Source organism: Streptomyces sp. SID5643 (assembly GCF_009872555.1).
Taxonomy (GTDB): domain Bacteria; phylum Actinomycetota; class Actinomycetes; order Streptomycetales; family Streptomycetaceae; genus Streptomyces; species Streptomyces iakyrus.
Window position 1 is genome coordinate 23,400 of sequence record NZ_WWIC01000099.1, and the last position, 17,399, is coordinate 40,798.

Genomic DNA, 17,399 nt, shown 5'->3' on the forward strand with positions numbered 1-17,399 from the left:
CCGCTCATGCCGTTCAGGGTGATGCCGACGCCGTCGCAGTGGACGGCGCGCTTCGTCGGGGGACGGCATCGGACCCCTCCAGCGACATCGACCAGGAGGACGATCATGAAGCGAGTTCGAGCACTGCGCACCAAGGCCGGTCTCGTCACCGGGGTGACACTTCTCGCGGGCCTGAGCCTGGGCGTCACCTCCGCACCGGCGCAGGCCCAAGCCCGCGCCTACAGCTGCCCGTCGGGGGACATCTGCTTCTACTCGGGCGACGACGGCACCGGCGACCGGTGCAACTGGGACGCGAACGACGCCGACTGGCGCAACGGCGCCATCAGGTGCTCGTGGTCCGCGGACAAGAACGTGAGGTCCGTCTACAACAACGGCACCAGCGGAATGGCCGTCGTCTACTACAGCGGCGCCAACTACGAGACCCGCAAGGGCTGCACGACCAAGGGGAAGAAGGGCAACCTCGCGGGGACCTACAAGCTGCGTTCCCACAAGTGGGTGTCGAGCTGCTGACCGTGGTGCGCGGGAACGCTGGAGGACGCAGCGCGCGGGTCCGTACGGCACTGAGCGGTGTCGCCGTCGCCGCCCTGGCCGTCGTCGCGACGCCCGGGAACACGCAGGCGGCCGAAGCCCGGGATCAGGGCTGCCCTACGGGGTCCGTCTGCTTCTACACCGGGTCCTTCGGCAGCGGTGACCGCTGCCGGTCGTCCGAGGACGACCGCGACTGGTACGACGGCCCGGTGCGCTGTTCGTGGATCGGTACCGAGCCCGTGCGGTCCATCCGGAACCAGGGCTCCACTGCGGTGGCCGTCCACCGGCAGCGGGACTTCACCGGCCCACCGGTGTGCGTCGCGCCCGGCGCAACGGTGAACGTCGTGGACCGGTTCCGCTCGCACCGCTGGGTGGACAGCTGCTGAACCCACGTCTGTGGCGGGCCGCGTCCCGAGAAGGGACGCGGCCCGCCTTGTGCACGCCGGGAGCGCGCATGGCCCCTCGTCCTGGGTCGTGGGGCAGGGCGGTGGAGGGCACGGGCGCCAGGAGTACCGGTCGGCGCCTTCCGTCGACGGAAGGCGCAGAAGGTGAATCGGGGGGACGCGCACCCTGCCGGCTCAGCCGTTCAGGATGCCGCCGACCTCGGTGACGGGAACCGTGTCCGAGGCCGGCGGGACCCGTACACGCACCGGCTTGCCGATGTCCGACAGGGCCATGGTCAGCGTGACCCGCGCACCCGACATGTTCACATTCATACGGATCTGCACCAGCCGCCCCCGGCCGTCGACCCACGCGTCCGCGAAGACCGGCACATCGCTTCCCAGGGCGTCGCGGGCCTGGTCCATTCTCGTGCGCACAGCCGTGGCCATGCGCAGGGTGGCGGTCCGGTGGTCGAGGATGCCGCGGTAGCGCACGGCGCGCACCCCCTGGACGTTCTCAGTCCCCTCCCGGGAGATCTTGCGCATCGCGGCGATCTGCCGCAGCACGTGCTCGGGGTCGTTGAGCGGGGCCCGCAGCAGGTAGTGGGCCTGCGCCTCGTCCCGGGGCACGACCCCCCAGGTGCCCTCCCCGATTCCCTGGACACCGCTGATGTAGATCTTGCCGTCCGCGAAGATCTGGTCACTGTGGTCGATGGCGCCGCCGGGGAGGTCGACCGCCAGGTGTCCGTTGTCCGCGGCGAAGTCGAAGTCACCGGTGATGGTGAGGCCGTACACCCGGCCATCGCCCTCCAGTTCGATCTTCTGGCGGAAGCCGGCCGTGTCCTCACGGAGAGCCGCGACGGCCGCTCGGACCGCGGAGCCGGAGGCGGAGGCGGAGGCGGACGACGAACCGGACGACGGTGACGACGACGCGGCCGCGGGCTTGTCGCGGTTACCGGCATCAGCCGTGGAACAGCCGGCACACAGCAGCGTGGCGGCAGCGGCGAGTACGAGAGGACGGCGCATGTGATTCTCCGAGGTTCCTGGGCGCCTCGGCGGCGCAGAACCTCACCTGGCCGGCTGCGGCGGCTCGGGCTCGGCTCACGCCATCGCGGCCAGAGCCCCATGAAGATATCGCCATCAGCCGCCGCCGCGACCAGGAGGCCGGACTCGGCTCCCCCCGTCGCCCTTTTCGCGGCTCGCCCATGCCGACTTCGCCCATGCCGTGGAACCGGGAGATCGCCAACGCGCTTCCTTGGCCACAGGCACACAGGCACCGCCCGGTGAGAGGCACCGCCTCCGTGTTCCCGCCGTGTTCCTTCTCAGCGCTGAGCCAGCCCGCGTCGTCGGGCCGCCGCTCCGAAGTAGTCGCCGCCCTTGCGTCTGACGTCGTCGGTGCCCCACGCCTGCCCGTCGTCACCGGCCGCGCCGTGCGCCCCGTCGGCGCTCTGCCGCAGCGGTGCCTTCACCAGCCTCGGTATGTGCTTCGAGCAGTGGATGTAGGCCTCCTCGACCTCGACCTCCACCCACATCTGAGGGCGGCGGCCCGGGACCGGGTCGACGGGGAGGCCGGGGTACTCGCGGCGCATGGCCTCGTCGGTGATCAACTGGGCGCGGCCGTTGACGTGCAGACCGATACGGTCCTGGGAGAAGTCGATCATCAGGATGCCGACGTGGGGGTTCTCCCGGATGTTGCCGAGCGAGGCCATGACCCCGTTCCCCCGGTACTCCGGGTAGGCCAGGGTCGCGGCATCGAGCACCTGGAGGAAACCGGGCGGTCCGGCCCGGAACGTGCTGTCGCACTCCCCGTTCCGGTCCGCCGTGGCCAGGAAGAACATCTCTTGACGGGCTACGAACTCCGTCATCCGCGAGTTGAGCCGGTCGAGCACCTGTTCGCCGTAGAACCGATCCGCGCGGTCGACTGTGCCCATCTCACGCTGGATCTGGTGCTCGCCGTGGCTTCCGGGTCGCTCTGCTCGCTCGTCGTGGTGCAACGGTCCTCCCTGACAGGCATTCAGTCGAGTGCAGCGGTCCACGGGGCCCAGGGAATGCGAGCGCCTCTGTCCAGGCCATGGCCCGGTGTTCACAAGACTCACGTGACCTGATTGCATCGCCGCTCAGGCCGAAAATCGCACCGGCCATGCCCATGAGGGTAGAGCAGGCCGGCCAGGGGGCGCGGACCGGGCCACGGCGCCGGGGACGAATCCGGGCCGGACCGGCCCCATCGCAACGGTCTCCGCGTTCGTGAAGGACCGCCGGCTCCCGAACTGTCCGACCGCACTCATCGCTCCCGGCGTTGCCCTGCTGCCCGGGCGTGCTGCAGCTTGCGGGTGAAGCGGTGCATGTGGGGATCGAGCAGCTCGTCCGGTTCGTCGAGCACCTGCTCGGCGGTCAGCCACCGGATCGCGTCGAACTCGCCCTGGTCGTAGGACGTGATGGACTCTGCATCGGCGTCGAGGAGGTACCAGAGGGAGACGTCGGTGTGTAGGCCCTGCCCCCGCGTCTCGGTGACGGTGAGGAAGAAGGGGAGCTCGCCGGTGATCTGCGAGGCCGTGGCCCGGATACCCAGCTCCTCACGGCATTCGCGTACCACCGTGCTCCACGGGTCTTCCTCCGGCTCGACATGCCCGCCGGCCGGCAGCCACAGGCCGGCCTTGCGGTGCGCGACGAGCAGCAGCCGACCGCTGGTGTCGTCGAGGACGACGAAGTAGCTCACCAAGTGCATCGCGGGTACATCCGGCTTGCGCGCCCGGTAGAGCGGGGCTCCGCCGGCGATCCACTGCGTCGCGGTCTTCAGATGGGCGCGCTCCAGGTCGTCCCAGGGTTCGACGGCGCCGACCAGCTCCACAAGGCGGGCCCGCGGCTGATCATCATGCTCGGTGAGAGGGCGGGCAGTTGAGGGCATCCGCGCATCCTGTCCGGAGGAGTATGTGCCACGTGTAGTGATCCTATTCCGGCATGCCGGTCCATTCGCACGCGTCGGATCGGGCTCAGCAGGGAACCGGATCCTCGGAGACGGGCAGCGGTTCTGGCGTCTTCGCCACCAGCGCGCGGACGGAGGGGGTGGCGACCATGGCGAGGGTGGCGAGGAGGATGAGCGCGGCAGACGCGTAGAGGGTGGCGTGCAGGCCGAAGAAGAGGACGGCGGGTCCGGCGGTGAACTGGGCGAGCGGCAGAGCGAGGAAGGAGCCGAGGTCGTCGTAGGCGTAGACGCGCGCCGGGCGGTCCTCGGGGATCTGCTCGTTCAGGGTCGAGTACCAGGCGACGCCGGCCTGCTCGACGCCCACGCCGGTCACGAAGTTGGCCGCCACAAGCGCCCAGGTGTACGGGGCGAGCGAGCAGCAGCGGGGGCATCGCCGCCAGGCCCATCAGTGCGCAGCCGACCAGGATCGCGCGCCGGGGTCGCCAGCTCAGCGACAGCACGCCGCCGGCGACCGCCCCGAGCGAGCCCGCGGCGACGACGACGCCCCAGCCGCTGCGGCCGATCCCGGTGGTGTCGGCGACGGCCGGGCCAAGGACGGCGAACGAGGCGGTGACGCCGGCGTTGAGAACGCAGAAGGCCGCCACGATCACCCACACCCAGCTCCGGGAGGTGAACTCCTGCCAGCCGACGCGCAGTTCATGCACCAGGCCGGGGCTGGGCGCGGGCGCCGCGGCCTGTACGCGGATCAGCGCGAAGGACGCGGCAGCGAGCGCGAAGCCGGCAGCGTCGACGGCCAGCCCCCAGCCGGGGCCGACTGCGGCGACCAGCACGCCGCCCAGCGACGCACCCACGATCATCGCGCTGCTGCTCGCGATCCGGGAGAGCGCGAGCGCTGCGCGGCGGGACTCGGCCGGCACGGTCTGGGGCAGCAGGGCCTGGGCGGCGGGCGGGTAGCAGGAACTCGCCGCCCCGTTGACCGCGGCGAGCACCACGAGCACGGGGAGGGCATCTGTGAGTGAGGACCAGGGCGGCGATCACCGCCTGGCTCGCGGCGCTGACCGTGCTGCTGCCGACCAGGAGCGGGCCGCGCGGCAGCCGGTCCGCGAACACGCCGCCGAACAGCAGGAAGATGATGCTCGTGAGGGAGTGGGCGCCGACCACCAACCCGAGCGAGCCGACCGAGCCAGTGGCGTCGAGCACGGCGAACGCCAGGGCGATCGTCGCCACCCCACTGCCGAGCAGGTTGGCCGTCGTACCGATGAAGAGGTGGCGGAACGGGCGGTGGCGCAGAGGCGCCAGGGCGGCAGGCATGCGCCTGATCGTCGGCACTGGGCGGCCCGCCCGTCAAAGGGTTGTAGGACCGCGCATGGCCAGGTGTTTCCGTTCAGCCCCTCCTGACCGACGCCTTCGCTGCTCGCGCGCTGCCGGGTGACGTCGGAGTCACCGGAACCTCCGAGGACCAGATCCTTGGTCCATGTCGGGCCAGGCGCGGTCCGAGAGAAGGTCCCGGGCGTGGAGGGCGAACGCAGGGGCCGGTCGCGGGGCGGTAGCCGAGCGCCGCCGGAACTTCCGGTGGCGATCAAGCTGACGATCGCAGAAACACCAGGTCACCAGATGATCCGTAGGCCCGCGGAGCCGGCCTCGGGGTACCCGGGCCGACCCGGCGGGCTCCAGGTGTCAAGATGGGGGCATGACTATCAAGGTCTTCTTCGACATCACCATTGACGACGTTCCCGCCGGCCGGATCAACATGAACCTGTTCGACGACGTCGCCCCCAAGACCGTGGAGAACTTCCGCGCGCTGGCGACCGGAGAGAAGGGCTTCGGCTACAAGGGCTCGTCCTTCCACCGCGTGATCCCGGAGTTCATGCTCCAGGGCGGCGACTTCACCCGTGGTGACGGCACCGGCGGCAAGAGCATCTACGGCGAGAAGTTCGCCGACGAGAACTTCACGCTGAAGCACACCAAGCCCGGCCAGCTCTCCATGGCCAACGCCGGACCGAACACGAACGGCTCGCAGTTCTTCATCACCACGATCGTGACGTCGTGGCTCGACGGCAAGCACGTCGTGTTCGGTGAGGTCGCCGACGAGAGCAGCATGGAGCTCGTACGGAAGATCGAGAGCTACGGCTCGCGGTCCGGCCGTACCTCGGCCACCATCACCATCGCCGACTGCGGCGCTCTCTGACCGGACGCGTCAGCGGGCCCGTGTCGGGGTGACTGACCCGGGCCGAATGCCACGTCTGCCTCCCGTGCCCATGTGAGGGCCCGGGAGGAGGGTGGGAACGGCCGGCAGCGGTGTGCCGTGCCACCCGGCAGGGCACAGCCCACTTCATCGGCACACATGGCCGGGCCGTGCCCTGCCGCGCCCACTCAGTGGCCGCTCCCGGCTCAGCCGCCGCTCTTGCGCCGGAACGACCGCTGGCCGGCAGCCGGGCCGTGCGCACCGCGGATCTTCGACGCGTGAGTGTGCGCAGCGAGGTCGGCGGCATCCGCTGCCTGCATACCGCGCTTACGGGCCAGAGCTTCCCGGAACTTGCGCTTCAGATCGTATTGACCGTCGGCGTCGGGCGTCAGGGCAGGGCTCTCGGCGTCAGCCGGCTCCGAACCTTCGGGTGATGGAGACTCTGCGGCCATGGTGACCTCCTGGGCTCGGGCGTTGGAAGCCACAGCTTGTCATGCCGACCCCTTGACGCGCCGGTCTCCCACGGCGGTCTGCTGCCCAAGCCGCTGTGACACACGGCACGGATGGGGTCCGGAAACGATGGAATGCAGGAGAGCGGACAGAAGGTTGGCATATACATCTGACTGTGAGCCTGTGAGGTACCCGTGAACCACTCCGCCCCTGAGCAGCCCGCCGACGTCGTCGCCCGCCTGCGTGCCACCTTCCGTACCGGCCGGACCAAGCCGGTCGAGTGGCGCATGACCCAGTTGCGCCGACTGCGTGACATGCTCACCGAGAACGGCACGGACCTGGCGGCCGCCCTCCACACCGACCTGGGCAAGAGCGCCACAGAGGCCTTCCGCACCGAGATCGACTTCACCGTCCGCGAGATCGACCACACCCTCGACCACCTCGCCGACTGGCTGCTCCCGGAACCCGCCCCGGCCCCGGCTCACCTCGGTGGCGACGTAACGGTCTGGACGCAGTACGACCCCCTCGGCGTCGTCCTCGTCATCGCGCCCTGGAACTACCCGGCCCAACTTCTGCTCGCCCCCGTGGTCGGGGCTCTGGCCTCCGGCAATGCGGTGGTCGCCAAGCCGAGCGAGCTGGCCCCCGCCACGTCCGCCGTCCTGGCCCGGCTGCTGCCGTCGTACCTCGACAGCGACGCGGTCGCCGTCGTGGAGGGCGGGGTTCCCGAGACCACCGCCCTGCTGGCCGAGCGTTTCGACCACATCTTCTACACCGGCAACGGCACGGTCGGCCGTATCGTGCTGCGGGCCGCCGCCGAGCACCTCACGCCGGTCACCCTCGAACTCGGCGGCAAGTCCCCGGCGTTCGTCGACCGCGACACCGATTTGGCGGTCGTCGCGGACCGGCTGGCCCGCGGCAAGTTCCTCAACGCCGGACAGACCTGCGTCGCCCCCGACTACGTCCTGACCGATCCGGAGACCGCGGCGGCGCTGGAACCGCTGCTCGTGGACGCCGTGAAGGCGCTGTACGGCAGCGACCCGGCAGCCTCCGGCGAGTACGGGCGGATCATCAACGAACGGCACTTCGACCGGCTCACCGGCCTGCTCGGCTCCGGCCGCACCGTAGTGGGCGGCACGAGCGACCGCGCGGCGAAGTACATCGCGCCCACCGTCCTGGCCGACGTCTCGCCCGACGCGCCCGTCATGCGTGAGGAGATCTTCGGCCCCATCCTCCCGATCGTCACGGTCCCCGGCCTTGACGAGGCGATCGGCTTCATCAACGACCGGGACAAGCCGCTCGCCCTGTACGTCTTCAGCGAGTCCGACGGAACGCGACGCCGGTTCGCCGCGGAGACCTCCTCGGGGGGCCTGGGCCACGGCCTGCCGCTCGCGCATCTCACCGTCTCCGACCTGCCGTTCGGCGGGGTGGGTGAGAGCGGCATGGGCAACTACCACGGCCGCTACTCCATAGAGACCTTCAGCCACCGCAAGGCGGTCCTGGACAAGCCACTGCACTGACGATGTCGGTCGGGGGGCCGCAACGGCCTCAGCTCGCCGCTCCGTTTTCCCCCTCGGCTCTCCTGGTTCGCTGCACGACGGTGAGCGCGCCGAGCACCGCACCGACGGCCACGACCGCGAGTCCGCGCAGCCACACCTGTGCCTCGATCTGCGTGGCGAGCACGACACAAGACGCGATGCCGAGCACGGGCAGTGCGGTGGGAGTGCGGAAGTGGTCGGCCTCCCCCGGGTCTCGGCGAAGTGCCAGCACCGCCGTGTTGACCATGAGGAAGACGAGCAGCAACAGCAGAACCAGAGTGGAGGCCAGGGTCGCGACGCTGCCGGTGAGCGCCAGCAGCATCGCCAGCAGCGTGGTGACCGCGATCGAGACCCACGGTGTGCGACGGCGCGGCAGCACCCTGGTCAGCGCGGCGGGCAGCAGTCCGTCTTTCGCCATGCCGTAGGCCAGGCGTGAGGACATGATGCCGGTGAGCAGCGCGCCGTTGGCCACGGCGACCAGCGCGATCGCGCTGAACAGGCGGGACGGCACGCCGCCCGCCTCCTCCACGACCTCCAGCAGTGGCCCGCTCGACCCGGCGAGCCGGGCGGTCGGCACCGCTGCGGACGCGGCGATGCCCACCAGTACGTACACGGCCCCGGCGGTGGCCAGGGCGCCGAACAGGGCGCGCGGATAGGAGCGCCGGGGGTCGCGGGTCTCCTCGGCGACGTTCACCGACGTCTCGAACCCGACGAAGGAGTAGTACGCCAGGACCGAGCCGCTCAGCACGGCCGCCGCCGCCCCCTTCTCCGGCGTGCCCAGCTGCATGAGCCGCCCGGCGTCGCCGTCACCGCGGAGCAGCAGCCACGCGCCGAGGACGACGATCACGACCAGTCCGCCCACTTCGATGACGGTGGCGACGACGTTGGCGCGGGTCGACTCCTTGATACCCCGCGCATTCACCAGGGCGAGAAGGGCCAGGAACAGCACGGCCACAAGCCCCACGGGCAGTGTCACGAAGGCTGACAAGTAGTCGCCGCCGAAGCCGCGGGCGAGCGCGGCCACGGAGACGACGCCGGCGGCCAGCATGCAGAAGCCCGCGATGAATCCCGCGAACGGTCCGAAAGCGCGGGTCGTGTAGTGGGAGGCCCCGCCCGCCCGGGGATACTTCGTCGCCAGCTCGGCGTAGGAGGCAGCGGTCAGCAGTGCCAGCAGCAGTGCGACGACCAGCGGCACCCAGACCGCTCCCCCGGCGTCGGCCGCGACCTGGCCGATCAGGACGTACACGCCGGCGCCGAGCACGTCGCCCAGGATGAAGAAGTACAGCAGCGGGGTCGTCAAGGCGCGCTTGAGCGCCGCTCCCTCCTGTGCTCCGCCCTGCTCCACCGGCTCCGACGACACTCTGTTCCCGACTCTTCTCGCCATACCGCCTCGTGTCCCCCGCCCCGTGCGATGCACGCTCGGTCACCGGTCACCGGTCACCGGTCACCTGGCGCACACGTCTCCGTCCAGAAGATGCAGCACCGCATCGAAGGCGAGCCCGCACGTGAGCGGCAGCAGGCCGGGCAGAGCACTACGTGGGCGGCGCTGTGTGGCGAAGGGCCTTGCCGGCGCCGGTGAGGACCACGGTGATCAGGCACAGGGCGATGATGGACTCGGCCCACAGGAAGGCGAACCAGTCGAGCACGCAGCCGATCGGGGGTGTTCCGGGGGCGGTGTTGCGGAACGCGGCGAGGGCGAACAGGGTGGCGGCCATCCAGGCGAGTCCTGGCCACACCAGTCCCTCGCTGCTGGTCGTCAGGTACCAGGCCCCGATGAGTACGGATGCCGCCAGCGCCCACATCACCACCATCATGAAGACCGCGAAGACGAGCAGGCTGCCCGATCTCGACAGCCCCAGCGCCGCGACGGCCTCCTGCCGGGCGGGCGCGGGTTCCGCGGAGATCGAGAAGAGCGTGTCGTGGTTGGAGAACAGCATCCGTACCGGCACCTGCTCGCCGCCCATCTCCGCCCGGAAGGCGATGTCGGTCTCGTAGGTGTCGAACGGGTAGTCGCTGATCGATCCGCCGGTGAGTGCGACCTGCACGTCACTCGTCGGGAGCCGCTCATGCGCCGCGAACTTCAGGTCGCTGAGGGTCGACCCCGAGGTCTGGAGGCTGAGATCGGCCGCCGGGGCCGCCCCGCCCGCCTCTCCGAGGCCCCCGCGCGGGGTCACCCAGACGCGCAGGACCAGCTCTCTGTTCGCGGCGTCGACGCTCTGGACGACGGCCTCCACATCCACCCGGTCGGCTGCCGAGGAGCCGGTGATGTGCACCACGTCCACCGCCTGCCGCTCGGTGAACTGCAGCCACGATCCGACGGCTACCGCCGCCACGATCAGAGCCGCGATGGGGACGAGCACGGGCAGGATGGACCGTCCTGAGCGTCGTCGTGGACGGGGCGAGTCGGCAGGTGTCGGACGGCTCTGGCCCATCACTGGGTCCGGATGCCCGGCAGTCGGGTTGCCGCAGGGGCGCAACGCACGTGATTCACGGTAACGGGTGGGGCGAGGGCGTGCATGCGGACGTCATGGCGAGCCCGGAGCGCGGGCAGCCTGCTTCGGGCACGCGGTTGAGCCACCCCGCCTCAGCCGCCTCAGGACGGCCTCGCGACCGGCCCGCCTTCCCCCAGGCCGGCGACCCCACGGGATCCGCGGGCACCGGTGTGACTCGACTTGCCCGATAGGGGAACCGGGAGAGGAGACCTGCCCTGCGAGGGCAGGCCGGGTGCCCGGATGCCGCCGGGCTGCCTCGCCCCGGAAGAGAGACCATGATGGCGCACAAGGACGACGCTCCGCAGGCCGTGCCGAACACGCCGGGAACGCGCACGGACGGTGCCGGCGTCGGGCGGCGACGTCCGCTGCGGCAGCGGCACGTCGAGGAGACGGTCGAGGTCACGGTGCCGGTGCGAACGGCGTACAACCAGTGGACGCAGTTCAAGGCCTTCCCGCGGTTCTCGACCGTGGTGCAGGGAGTCGAGCAGATCAGGCCCACCGTGACCGCCTGGACCATCGGCTACGGACCCCTGCGTCACCGCTTCGAGGTCGAGATCGTGGAGCAGGACCCCGACGCCTACCTGGCCTGGCGCGGCCTGGAACAGCACCCCTCCCATCAGGGAGAGGTCGAGTTCAGGCCGACGGAGTCCGGCGGCACCGCGATCACCGTCCGGATGCTCCTGGAACCGCGGGGAGCCGCGAGGATCCTCACCCGCTCGTCCAGGGCCGCCCGGCTGACGGCCCGGCCGGTGCGCCGGGAGCTCATGAACTTCAAGGGGTTCATCGAAGGTCTGGGGCAGGAGGGCGGGGCCTGGCGGGGCACCATCCGCAACGGCCGCGTGCAGCACGACCATCCGGAACCGCCCAGGAGCCGCGTGGCCCAGTGGCCCGTCGGCTGACCGGTGTGCGGGACCCGGCGAGAGAAAGGCGAACCGATGCAGAACCCGCCCGGTGAGGAGCCGGAGACCATGCTCTCCGTGACACCGCCGAAGAAGTGGGCGGCCGGCGTCCCCGCGGTCGTGCACGCCTTGGAGTACTCCCTGGAGCAGACCTCCCCGCGCAGGACCGGGGTGGATCTGCTGGCCATGAACCAGGTGGGCGGGATCGACTGCCCCGGCTGCGCGTGGGCGGACCCGGCCCCGGGCCGGCGCCATCGCAACGAGTACTGCGAGAACGGCGCCAAGCACATCAACGACGAGGCGACCACGCGCCGGATCACCGCCGACTTCTTCAGTGAACACAGCGTTGCCGATCTGGCCGCCCGCTCCGACATGTGGCTCAACCAGCAGGGCCGGCTCACCGAGCCGATGATCAAGCGGCCCGGCTCCGAGCACTACGAGCCCATCAGCTGGAACGACGCCCTGGGCGTCCTCGCGCAGGAACTGAAAGCGCTGGACTCTCCCGACGAGGCCGTCTTCTACACCTCCGGCCGTGCCAGCAACGAGGCCGCCTTCGTCCTGCAGCTCTTCGCCCGGGCCTTCGGCACCAACAACCTGCCGGACTGCAGCAACATGTGCCACGAGTCCAGCGGCTTCGCACTGAGCGAGACCCTGGGGACCGGCAAGGGCACCGTCAGCCTCACCGACCTCCATCACGCCGACCTGATCTTCCTCGTCGGACAGAACCCGGGCAGCAACCACCCGCGTCAGCTCACCGCCCTGGAGGAGGCCAAGCGCAACGGCTGCCGGATCGTGGCGGTCAATCCGCTGCCGGAAGCGGGGCTGCGGCGCTTCAAGAACCCGCAGAAGCCCAGCGGGGTCCTCGGACGCGGCACCCAGATCGCCGACCGCTTCCTGCACATCAAGCCCGGCGGCGACCTCGCTCTGTTCCAGGCCCTCAACCTCCTCCTGCTGGAGGCCGAGGACGCGGCGCCCGGCTCCGTCCTGGACCACGACTTCATCGACGCCCACACCACCGGCTTCGAGGAGTTCGCCCGGCACGTGCGCACCGTCGACTGGGACGACGTACGCACGGCGACCGGGCTGACCCGTGAGGAGATCGAGAAGGTCCGCGACGAGGTGGTCGGCAGCGAACGGGTCATCGTCTGCTGGGCGATGGGCATCACCCAGCACAAGCACGGCGTTCCCACCGTCCGGGAGATCGTCAACTTTCTGATGCTGCGCGGCAACCTGGGCCGCGCCGGTACCGGTGCCTGCCCGGTACGCGGCCACAGCAACGTCCAGGGCGACCGCACGATGGGCATCTGGGAGCAGATGCCGGACACGTTCCTCGACGCCCTGCAGAAGGAGTTCGGCTTCGATCCGCCGCGCCCCCACGGCCTGGACTCGGTGGACTCCATCAAGGCGATGCGCGAGGGCCGCGTCAAGGTCTTCCTCGCCCTGGCCGGCAACTTCGTCCGCGCCGCACCCGACAGCGAGGCCACCGAGGAGGCGATGCGCTCCTGCCGGCTGACCGCCCACATCTCCACCAAGCTCAACCGCTCGCACACCGTCTGCGGCGACACCGCGCTGATCCTGCCGACTCTGGGACGCACCGAGCGTGACATGCAGGCCGACGGCGAGCAGTTCGTCACCGTCGAGAACTCCATGAGCGAGGTGCATACCTCCCAAGGCCGCCTCGAACCGGCCTCCCCGCTGCTGCTCAGCGAAGTCGCCATCCTGTGCCGGCTCGCCCGCCGTACCGTGGGCGGCAAGGCGGACATTCCCTGGGACACGTTCGAGGGCGACTACGGAACGATCCGCGACCGCATCTCCCGCATCGTGCCGGGCTTCCACGACTTCAACGCACGGGTGACCCGCCCCGGGGGCTTCCAACTGCCCAACCCGGTCAACGAGGGCGTCTTCAACAACAAGGTCGGCAAGGCCCTGTTCACCAGCAACGAGCGCGTGGTCCCCCGGGCGCCCGAGGGCCACCTGCTGCTGCAGACGCTGCGCTCGCACGACCAGTGGAACACCATCCCCTACACCGACAACGACCGCTACCGCGGCATCCACGGAAGCCGCCACGTCGTGCTCGTCAACCCGGCCGACCTGACCGAACTCGGCCTCGCTCAGGGCGATCACGTCGATCTGGTCAGCGTCTGGGCCGACGGCTCGGAGCGCCGGGCCGAGGACTTCGAGGTCGTGCCCTACCCGGCCGCCAAGGGCTCGGCCGCCGCCTACTACCCGGAGACGAACGTCCTGGTGCCGCTCGACAGCGTGGCAGACATCAGCAACCAGCCCACCTCGAAGGGCATCGTCGTGCGCCTCGAACCCGTCCTCGACCGGCCCCGGCCCGCGACCGCCTGACCGGATGCACGATCCCGGCGGGGCCCGCGCCGGCGGCGGGCCCCGCCGGGCGTTCCCGGTCAAGGGTGCCGTTCCGCCGTGCCCGCCCGGCGCCCTGGCGCCTTGTCCTCGGCAGCGGTGTCAGTCCCCTGACGTTCAGGTCCTGGAACAGGTGCCCGACGCGGAACTGGACTGGCATCCCGGCTCCGACGGCCAGGTACTGGATCTGGTTCACCCCTCTCTGTTCTGTCTGGTGAGAGGGGTGAGCGGCGCGCCCTGAGCGGGCATGGCAGAACCCGACGAACCGCTACTCGACGTACGAGTTCTCGGAGACGTACCAGTGGCTGCCCACGGACGTCGACGTCAGCGACAACGGCGATGTCACCTTCGCCTCGTACGTCAACAACGTCCACCCCGAGAAGCACCGTGAACTGGCCGGCGCCCTGCCGGACGTGTTCGTGCGCATGCTCCCGCTGCTGGAGAACGTGCTCACCGATCTGCGCCATCCGCGGCCCCTGCGGATCGAGGCCGATCCCTACGGCTGGTACGACTCGGAGCCGGAGTACTCGGACAAGGCCTCCTACGGTGACGACGGGGCCTATACCGAAGCCCTCCGCGCCTGGGAAGTGGCCCAGGACGACTGGTGGGAGAACCGCCGCCCCGTCCTCCCGGACGCCCCGGCCTTCACCCCGCCCGAGCGGCCCGACGCATCCGCCCGGGTCGGCCTGCGCGGCCGCCGTGTCCAGGTCACCGTCAAGCTCGCCACCCTCCGCCTCACCCCGGACAAGCCCGAGTACCGCGGCGGATCCTGGCATGTCGAGGGAATGCTGAACGAGCGGATCGTCTCCACCGGCATCTACTACTGGGACAGCGAGAACATCACCGGGAGCCGGCTGGGTTTCCGGGCGGCACTCGATGACCCGGATGACGAGCACCGTGGGCCGGCACATCGACGATGACGCTCGACGAGGCCAGGAGCCACCGCGAACAGCTCATGAAGGAACGCACGTTCTTCGTCGACGAACACAACGAGCAGCTCTACGAACGAGAATTCTCCCTCTGCGAGCACTGAACACTCTCCGCCCCATTCGCCAGGCCGGTCACCGGATGTTGGCCGAAACATCAACTGCCCCCGCCGGTAACACAGTTGTCGCAGATCATTCTGGTTGGCAGACTCACGGCGAACGGGGACTCATGCCATCTCACCAGGGGGGAACATCCATGAATCTCAGCCTGCCCAGACGCGTGCTTGCGCGTGCCACCGCCACCCTCGCGCTGGCACTGGCCATGGCCACCGGCACCACCGGCCTGCTCTCCGGTGCCGAGGCGCACGCCCTGCCGGTCACCGACGGCTCCCTCAGCTTCGGCGGCGACGAGGGCGACTACATCAGCGGCGGCCAGTCCCACGCCTACGCGACGGCGTCCCAGGACCGCATGAACGTCTCCGGCGACACCGGCAACAGGGTGGTCACCGTCTCCGTCGACGGAGCGAACGGCGACTGGTGGACCCTGAACCTCGGAGCGCCGTCCGGCAAGACCCTGACGCCCGGGACCTACACGGGAGCCACCCGCTACCCGTTCAACGAAGGGACCGAACCGGGCCTGTCGCTCAGCGGCAACGGCCGGGGCTGCAACCAGCTCACCGGCACCTTCACCATCTCGGCGGTGGAGTTCGGTCCCCAGGGCTACGTGAAGAAGCTCGACGCCACCTTCGTACAGCACTGCGAGGGAGGCACCGCGGCCGCGCGCGGCGAGGTCCACATCGAGAACCCGGCCCCGCCGGCGGAACTCGGCCTCGGCCTCGACATCGCCCTGGCCGGCACCGCGAGTTCCCTCAACGGCAAGGCCACCATCAACGGCACGGTGAGCTGCAACAAGCCGGTGCAGGTGACCGTGGCGGGCGACGTCACGCAGGTGAAGAAGCGTGATCTCATCCGCGGTTCCTTCTCCACGTCGGTGTCCTGCACCCCCGGCGCCCCGGTCGCCTGGACCGGTAAGGCCGTACCGACCGGCTCGGTCCCCTTCCAGAAGGGGGATGTCGAGGTCGAGGGCCGGGCGACGGCGACGGATCCGGACTACAGCCGGCCGGTGACGGTCGGCGAGACGGTGGCGGTCCGCCTCACCCGGGGCTGACGCACGGCCACCACCCACACCGCCCGGTCCGGGCCGCGTTCCTCTCGCGAGGAGCGGGGCCCGGACCGGGCCGCGTTGCGCGACACCTGGTGGGGCGGTTTACGGCCTTCCGACAACTCTCGGTGGAGTCCGTCCGGTTGACGATGGCTGCCGCGCTGTCGGCCATGACAGTGAGAGGGGCCGCGGCGGCGAGAGCACCGACTGCGGCGGTGGAGGCGGTCAGGCGGCGCGACTTCGCCGCGCTGGGAACATTGCGTGCCCTCGACGTCAGCGGGCGCCCGGGCGGAGCTACCCGCGCGGGGTACTGCCCCCCGAGCGCCGCCCCCTGGAGTGAAGGACCGGCCTCCGCCGTGTCCTGCGGCCCGTCTGCTCCCGTTGAGTTGATCATGCGATCGATCTTCCCTGCGCTGTCTTGCACGCCGCCGGACCGCCGGACGGCCTGAGCTCTTCCATGCCTACGCACCCGCGCCGCGCGACGGCCGTCGCGTTCCTCGTCTCACTGTGCGTCGTGACCGCCTGCACGGCCCCGCAAGCCCCCTCGCTCGGCGACGACGACACCGTCAGGGCCGCCCAGCTCCTGCTGACCGACCGCTGTCTGTCCCGCCAGGGCCTGACCCCACCGCGTCCGGGACAGCGCCCGCCCGACGCCGAGGAGCAGAGCCGGGTCAGTGACGCGCTGTTCGGGACCGGCCGGGCCGAGCTCTCCCTCACCCTGCCCGGCGGCCCCGAGGTCCGCCAGCACACCGATGGCTGCCTGGCCCGGGCCCAGCAGCGCCTCTACGGCGACCAGGAGCGCTGGTTCCGCGCCTCGACCACCGTCAACAACCTCAAGAGCAGGGCTCCGGCAGGCGAGCGGACCGCCTACCGGGAACTGCGGGCGCACGCCGTCCGCACCGCCCGAACCATCCTCCGGTCCGCACATGAGAAAGGCACCAACCGATGAAGAAGCCCGCCCTCCTGGCCGCCACGCTGCTCCTCGCCGCCGGCAGCCCCCTCACCACCGCCGCCACGGCATCGGCCGCGGACTGCCCCAGCGGCCACTTCTGCGCATGGGAGAACGTCGATTTCCAGGGGCAGCGCGCCAACTGGTCGGGCGACGACGGCTGGTGGGAGGGCTACATCGCCGACACCGACTCCTCCTGGGCCAACCACGGAATCGTGGGTCCCGGCATCCCCAGCTTTGTCCAGGTGTTCGAGAGCGCCGGGCAGCGCGGGGACATGACCATCTGCCTCGCTCCCGGCCAGGAGGTCAACTGGAACGGCGTCGCCAACGACCGGGGTGACTCCCACAGGTGGGCCATGAGCTGCTGAACACCCACCGCGGCACCACCGGCACCTGATGAACCGGCCGGCCCGGGGCTCCCCCGCCGGGTCGGCCGCAGGGCTGCCGCCGACCTGTGCTCCGGCGTCAGGGTAGAGTCGACGGTGGTGTGAGGCGGGATGCCGCTGCTCCGCCGTTGTCATGTCGGGGCCTATGGCGCTCCGGCGAAGATCCGGCTCCTTCAGGAGAGAAGCGTGCGCGAGCCCATGACGCCCGACGCCGCCG

16 protein-coding genes and 3 pseudogenes are annotated in these 17,399 nt (G+C 70.4%); 10 read left to right on the top strand and 9 right to left on the bottom strand.

The window, feature by feature from the left end; all coding sequences use genetic code 11:
• Nucleotides 1–105: 105 nt before the first annotated feature.
• Together GTY56_RS12150 and GTY56_RS12155 are read left to right on the top strand one after the other, a co-directional pair.
• A complete protein-coding gene (locus GTY56_RS12150; protein WP_161365091.1) occupies nt 106–510 on the top strand; it encodes a peptidase inhibitor family I36 protein in 405 nt (134 codons plus the stop codon).
• On the top strand, nt 492–914 hold the full coding sequence (locus GTY56_RS12155; RefSeq protein ID WP_161365093.1) for a peptidase inhibitor family I36 protein: 423 nt from the start codon (nt 492–494) through the stop codon (nt 912–914). Before GTY56_RS12150 ends, GTY56_RS12155 begins: the two co-directional genes overlap by 19 nt.
• A gap of 192 nt (nt 915–1,106) precedes the next feature.
• Here GTY56_RS12155 and GTY56_RS12160 read toward each other — a convergent pair whose 3' ends face one another.
• The 6 genes and pseudogenes from GTY56_RS12160 to GTY56_RS41570 form a co-directional block, all read right to left on the bottom strand.
• Nucleotides 1,107–1,934, bottom strand: a complete 828-nt coding sequence (locus tag GTY56_RS12160) for an SCO4651 family lipoprotein (protein WP_161365095.1) — start codon at nt 1,932–1,934, stop codon at nt 1,107–1,109.
• Between the two features lie 296 nt (nt 1,935–2,230).
• Entirely contained in the window at nt 2,231–2,839 is a 609-nt protein-coding gene (locus tag GTY56_RS12165) for a pyridoxamine 5'-phosphate oxidase family protein (RefSeq protein ID WP_237524674.1), read from the bottom strand.
• Between the two features lie 350 nt (nt 2,840–3,189).
• Nucleotides 3,190–3,813, bottom strand: coding sequence for an NUDIX hydrolase (locus GTY56_RS12170; RefSeq protein ID WP_161365097.1), 624 nt, complete (start codon nt 3,811–3,813; stop codon nt 3,190–3,192).
• Between the two features lie 85 nt (nt 3,814–3,898).
• A complete protein-coding gene (locus tag GTY56_RS40480; RefSeq protein ID WP_237524676.1) occupies nt 3,899–4,219 on the bottom strand; it encodes a hypothetical protein in 321 nt (106 codons plus the stop codon).
• Between the two features lie 85 nt (nt 4,220–4,304).
• Nucleotides 4,305–4,829: pseudogene (locus GTY56_RS41565) on the bottom strand (MFS transporter); the annotation flags it as partial.
• 79 nt (nt 4,830–4,908) lie between these two features.
• Nucleotides 4,909–5,142: pseudogene (locus tag GTY56_RS41570) on the bottom strand (MFS transporter); the annotation flags it as partial.
• Between the two features lie 379 nt (nt 5,143–5,521).
• On the opposite strand from GTY56_RS41570, the gene GTY56_RS12185 reads away from it, so the two are divergent.
• Nucleotides 5,522–6,019 (top strand): peptidylprolyl isomerase, encoded by a 498-nt coding sequence (locus GTY56_RS12185; protein ID WP_062931164.1) that lies wholly within the window; start codon nt 5,522–5,524, stop codon nt 6,017–6,019.
• 203 nt (nt 6,020–6,222) lie between these two features.
• Here the strand turns inward: GTY56_RS12185 and GTY56_RS12190 are convergent, their stop codons facing one another.
• Nucleotides 6,223–6,468 carry a DUF5302 domain-containing protein gene (locus tag GTY56_RS12190; RefSeq protein WP_161365101.1) on the bottom strand — a complete coding sequence of 82 codons (246 nt, stop codon included), beginning with the start codon at nt 6,466–6,468 and terminating at the stop codon, nt 6,223–6,225.
• A 192-nt stretch (nt 6,469–6,660) separates the two neighbouring features.
• Between GTY56_RS12190 and GTY56_RS12195 the strand changes: the two genes are divergently transcribed.
• Nucleotides 6,661–7,983, top strand: a complete 1,323-nt coding sequence (locus tag GTY56_RS12195) for an aldehyde dehydrogenase family protein (protein WP_161365104.1) — start codon at nt 6,661–6,663, stop codon at nt 7,981–7,983.
• Nucleotides 7,984–8,011: 28 nt separating this feature from the next.
• Here GTY56_RS12195 and GTY56_RS12200 read toward each other — a convergent pair whose 3' ends face one another.
• Together GTY56_RS12200 and GTY56_RS12205 are read right to left on the bottom strand one after the other, a co-directional pair.
• Nucleotides 8,012–9,385 (bottom strand): amino acid permease, encoded by a 1,374-nt coding sequence (locus GTY56_RS12200; protein WP_524540096.1) that lies wholly within the window; start codon nt 9,383–9,385, stop codon nt 8,012–8,014.
• 148 nt (nt 9,386–9,533) lie between these two features.
• Nucleotides 9,534–10,367, bottom strand: coding sequence for a DUF4436 family protein (locus tag GTY56_RS12205; protein ID WP_237524702.1), 834 nt, complete (start codon nt 10,365–10,367; stop codon nt 9,534–9,536).
• A 404-nt stretch (nt 10,368–10,771) separates the two neighbouring features.
• Here GTY56_RS12205 and GTY56_RS12210 point away from each other — a divergent pair, with 404 nt between their 5' ends.
• The 6 genes and pseudogenes from GTY56_RS12210 to GTY56_RS12235 all read left to right on the top strand — a co-directional run bounded on the left by GTY56_RS12210 (nt 10,772) and on the right by GTY56_RS12235 (nt 17,164).
• Entirely contained in the window at nt 10,772–11,392 is a 621-nt protein-coding gene (locus tag GTY56_RS12210) for an SRPBCC family protein (RefSeq protein ID WP_161365172.1), read from the top strand.
• 36 nt (nt 11,393–11,428) lie between these two features.
• Nucleotides 11,429–13,741 carry an FdhF/YdeP family oxidoreductase gene (locus GTY56_RS12215; protein WP_161365111.1) on the top strand — a complete coding sequence of 771 codons (2,313 nt, stop codon included), beginning with the start codon at nt 11,429–11,431 and terminating at the stop codon, nt 13,739–13,741.
• A 133-nt stretch (nt 13,742–13,874) separates the two neighbouring features.
• Nucleotides 13,875–14,792 (top strand): annotated as a pseudogene (locus GTY56_RS12220) (DUF4246 family protein); the annotation flags it as partial.
• A gap of 149 nt (nt 14,793–14,941) precedes the next feature.
• Nucleotides 14,942–15,853 carry a hypothetical protein gene (locus GTY56_RS12225; protein ID WP_161365113.1) on the top strand — a complete coding sequence of 304 codons (912 nt, stop codon included), beginning with the start codon at nt 14,942–14,944 and terminating at the stop codon, nt 15,851–15,853.
• Nucleotides 15,854–16,304: 451 nt separating this feature from the next.
• Nucleotides 16,305–16,796 (top strand): hypothetical protein, encoded by a 492-nt coding sequence (locus GTY56_RS12230; protein WP_161365115.1) that lies wholly within the window; start codon nt 16,305–16,307, stop codon nt 16,794–16,796.
• On the top strand, nt 16,793–17,164 hold the full coding sequence (locus GTY56_RS12235) for a peptidase inhibitor family I36 protein (protein WP_161365116.1): 372 nt from the start codon (nt 16,793–16,795) through the stop codon (nt 17,162–17,164). The genes GTY56_RS12230 and GTY56_RS12235 overlap by 4 nt, the downstream gene beginning before the upstream one ends.
• The last annotated feature ends 235 nt before the right edge of the window (nt 17,165–17,399 follow it).

Bases quoted from the DNA above. Each gene is read 5' to 3' on its own strand.
- GTY56_RS12210 (WP_161365172.1), top strand. From the start codon at position 10,772: ATGGCGCACAAGGACGACGCTCCGCAGGCCGTGCCGAACACGCCGGGA.
- GTY56_RS12165 (WP_237524674.1), bottom strand. From the start codon at position 2,839: ATGGGCACAGTCGACCGCGCGGATCGGTTCTACGGCGAACAGGTGCTC.
- GTY56_RS12190 (WP_161365101.1), bottom strand. From the start codon at position 6,468: ATGGCCGCAGAGTCTCCATCACCCGAAGGTTCGGAGCCGGCTGACGCC.
- GTY56_RS12160 (WP_161365095.1), bottom strand. From the start codon at position 1,934: ATGCGCCGTCCTCTCGTACTCGCCGCTGCCGCCACGCTGCTGTGTGCC.
- GTY56_RS12235 (WP_161365116.1), top strand. From the start codon at position 16,793: ATGAAGAAGCCCGCCCTCCTGGCCGCCACGCTGCTCCTCGCCGCCGGC.
- GTY56_RS12215 (WP_161365111.1), top strand. From the start codon at position 11,429: ATGCAGAACCCGCCCGGTGAGGAGCCGGAGACCATGCTCTCCGTGACA.
- GTY56_RS12200 (WP_524540096.1), bottom strand. From the start codon at position 9,385: ATGGCGAGAAGAGTCGGGAACAGAGTGTCGTCGGAGCCGGTGGAGCAG.
- GTY56_RS12170 (WP_161365097.1), bottom strand. From the start codon at position 3,813: ATGCCCTCAACTGCCCGCCCTCTCACCGAGCATGATGATCAGCCGCGG.
- GTY56_RS12230 (WP_161365115.1), top strand. From the start codon at position 16,305: ATGCCTACGCACCCGCGCCGCGCGACGGCCGTCGCGTTCCTCGTCTCA.
- GTY56_RS12225 (WP_161365113.1), top strand. From the start codon at position 14,942: ATGAATCTCAGCCTGCCCAGACGCGTGCTTGCGCGTGCCACCGCCACC.
- GTY56_RS12150 (WP_161365091.1), top strand. From the start codon at position 106: ATGAAGCGAGTTCGAGCACTGCGCACCAAGGCCGGTCTCGTCACCGGG.
- GTY56_RS12185 (WP_062931164.1), top strand. From the start codon at position 5,522: ATGACTATCAAGGTCTTCTTCGACATCACCATTGACGACGTTCCCGCC.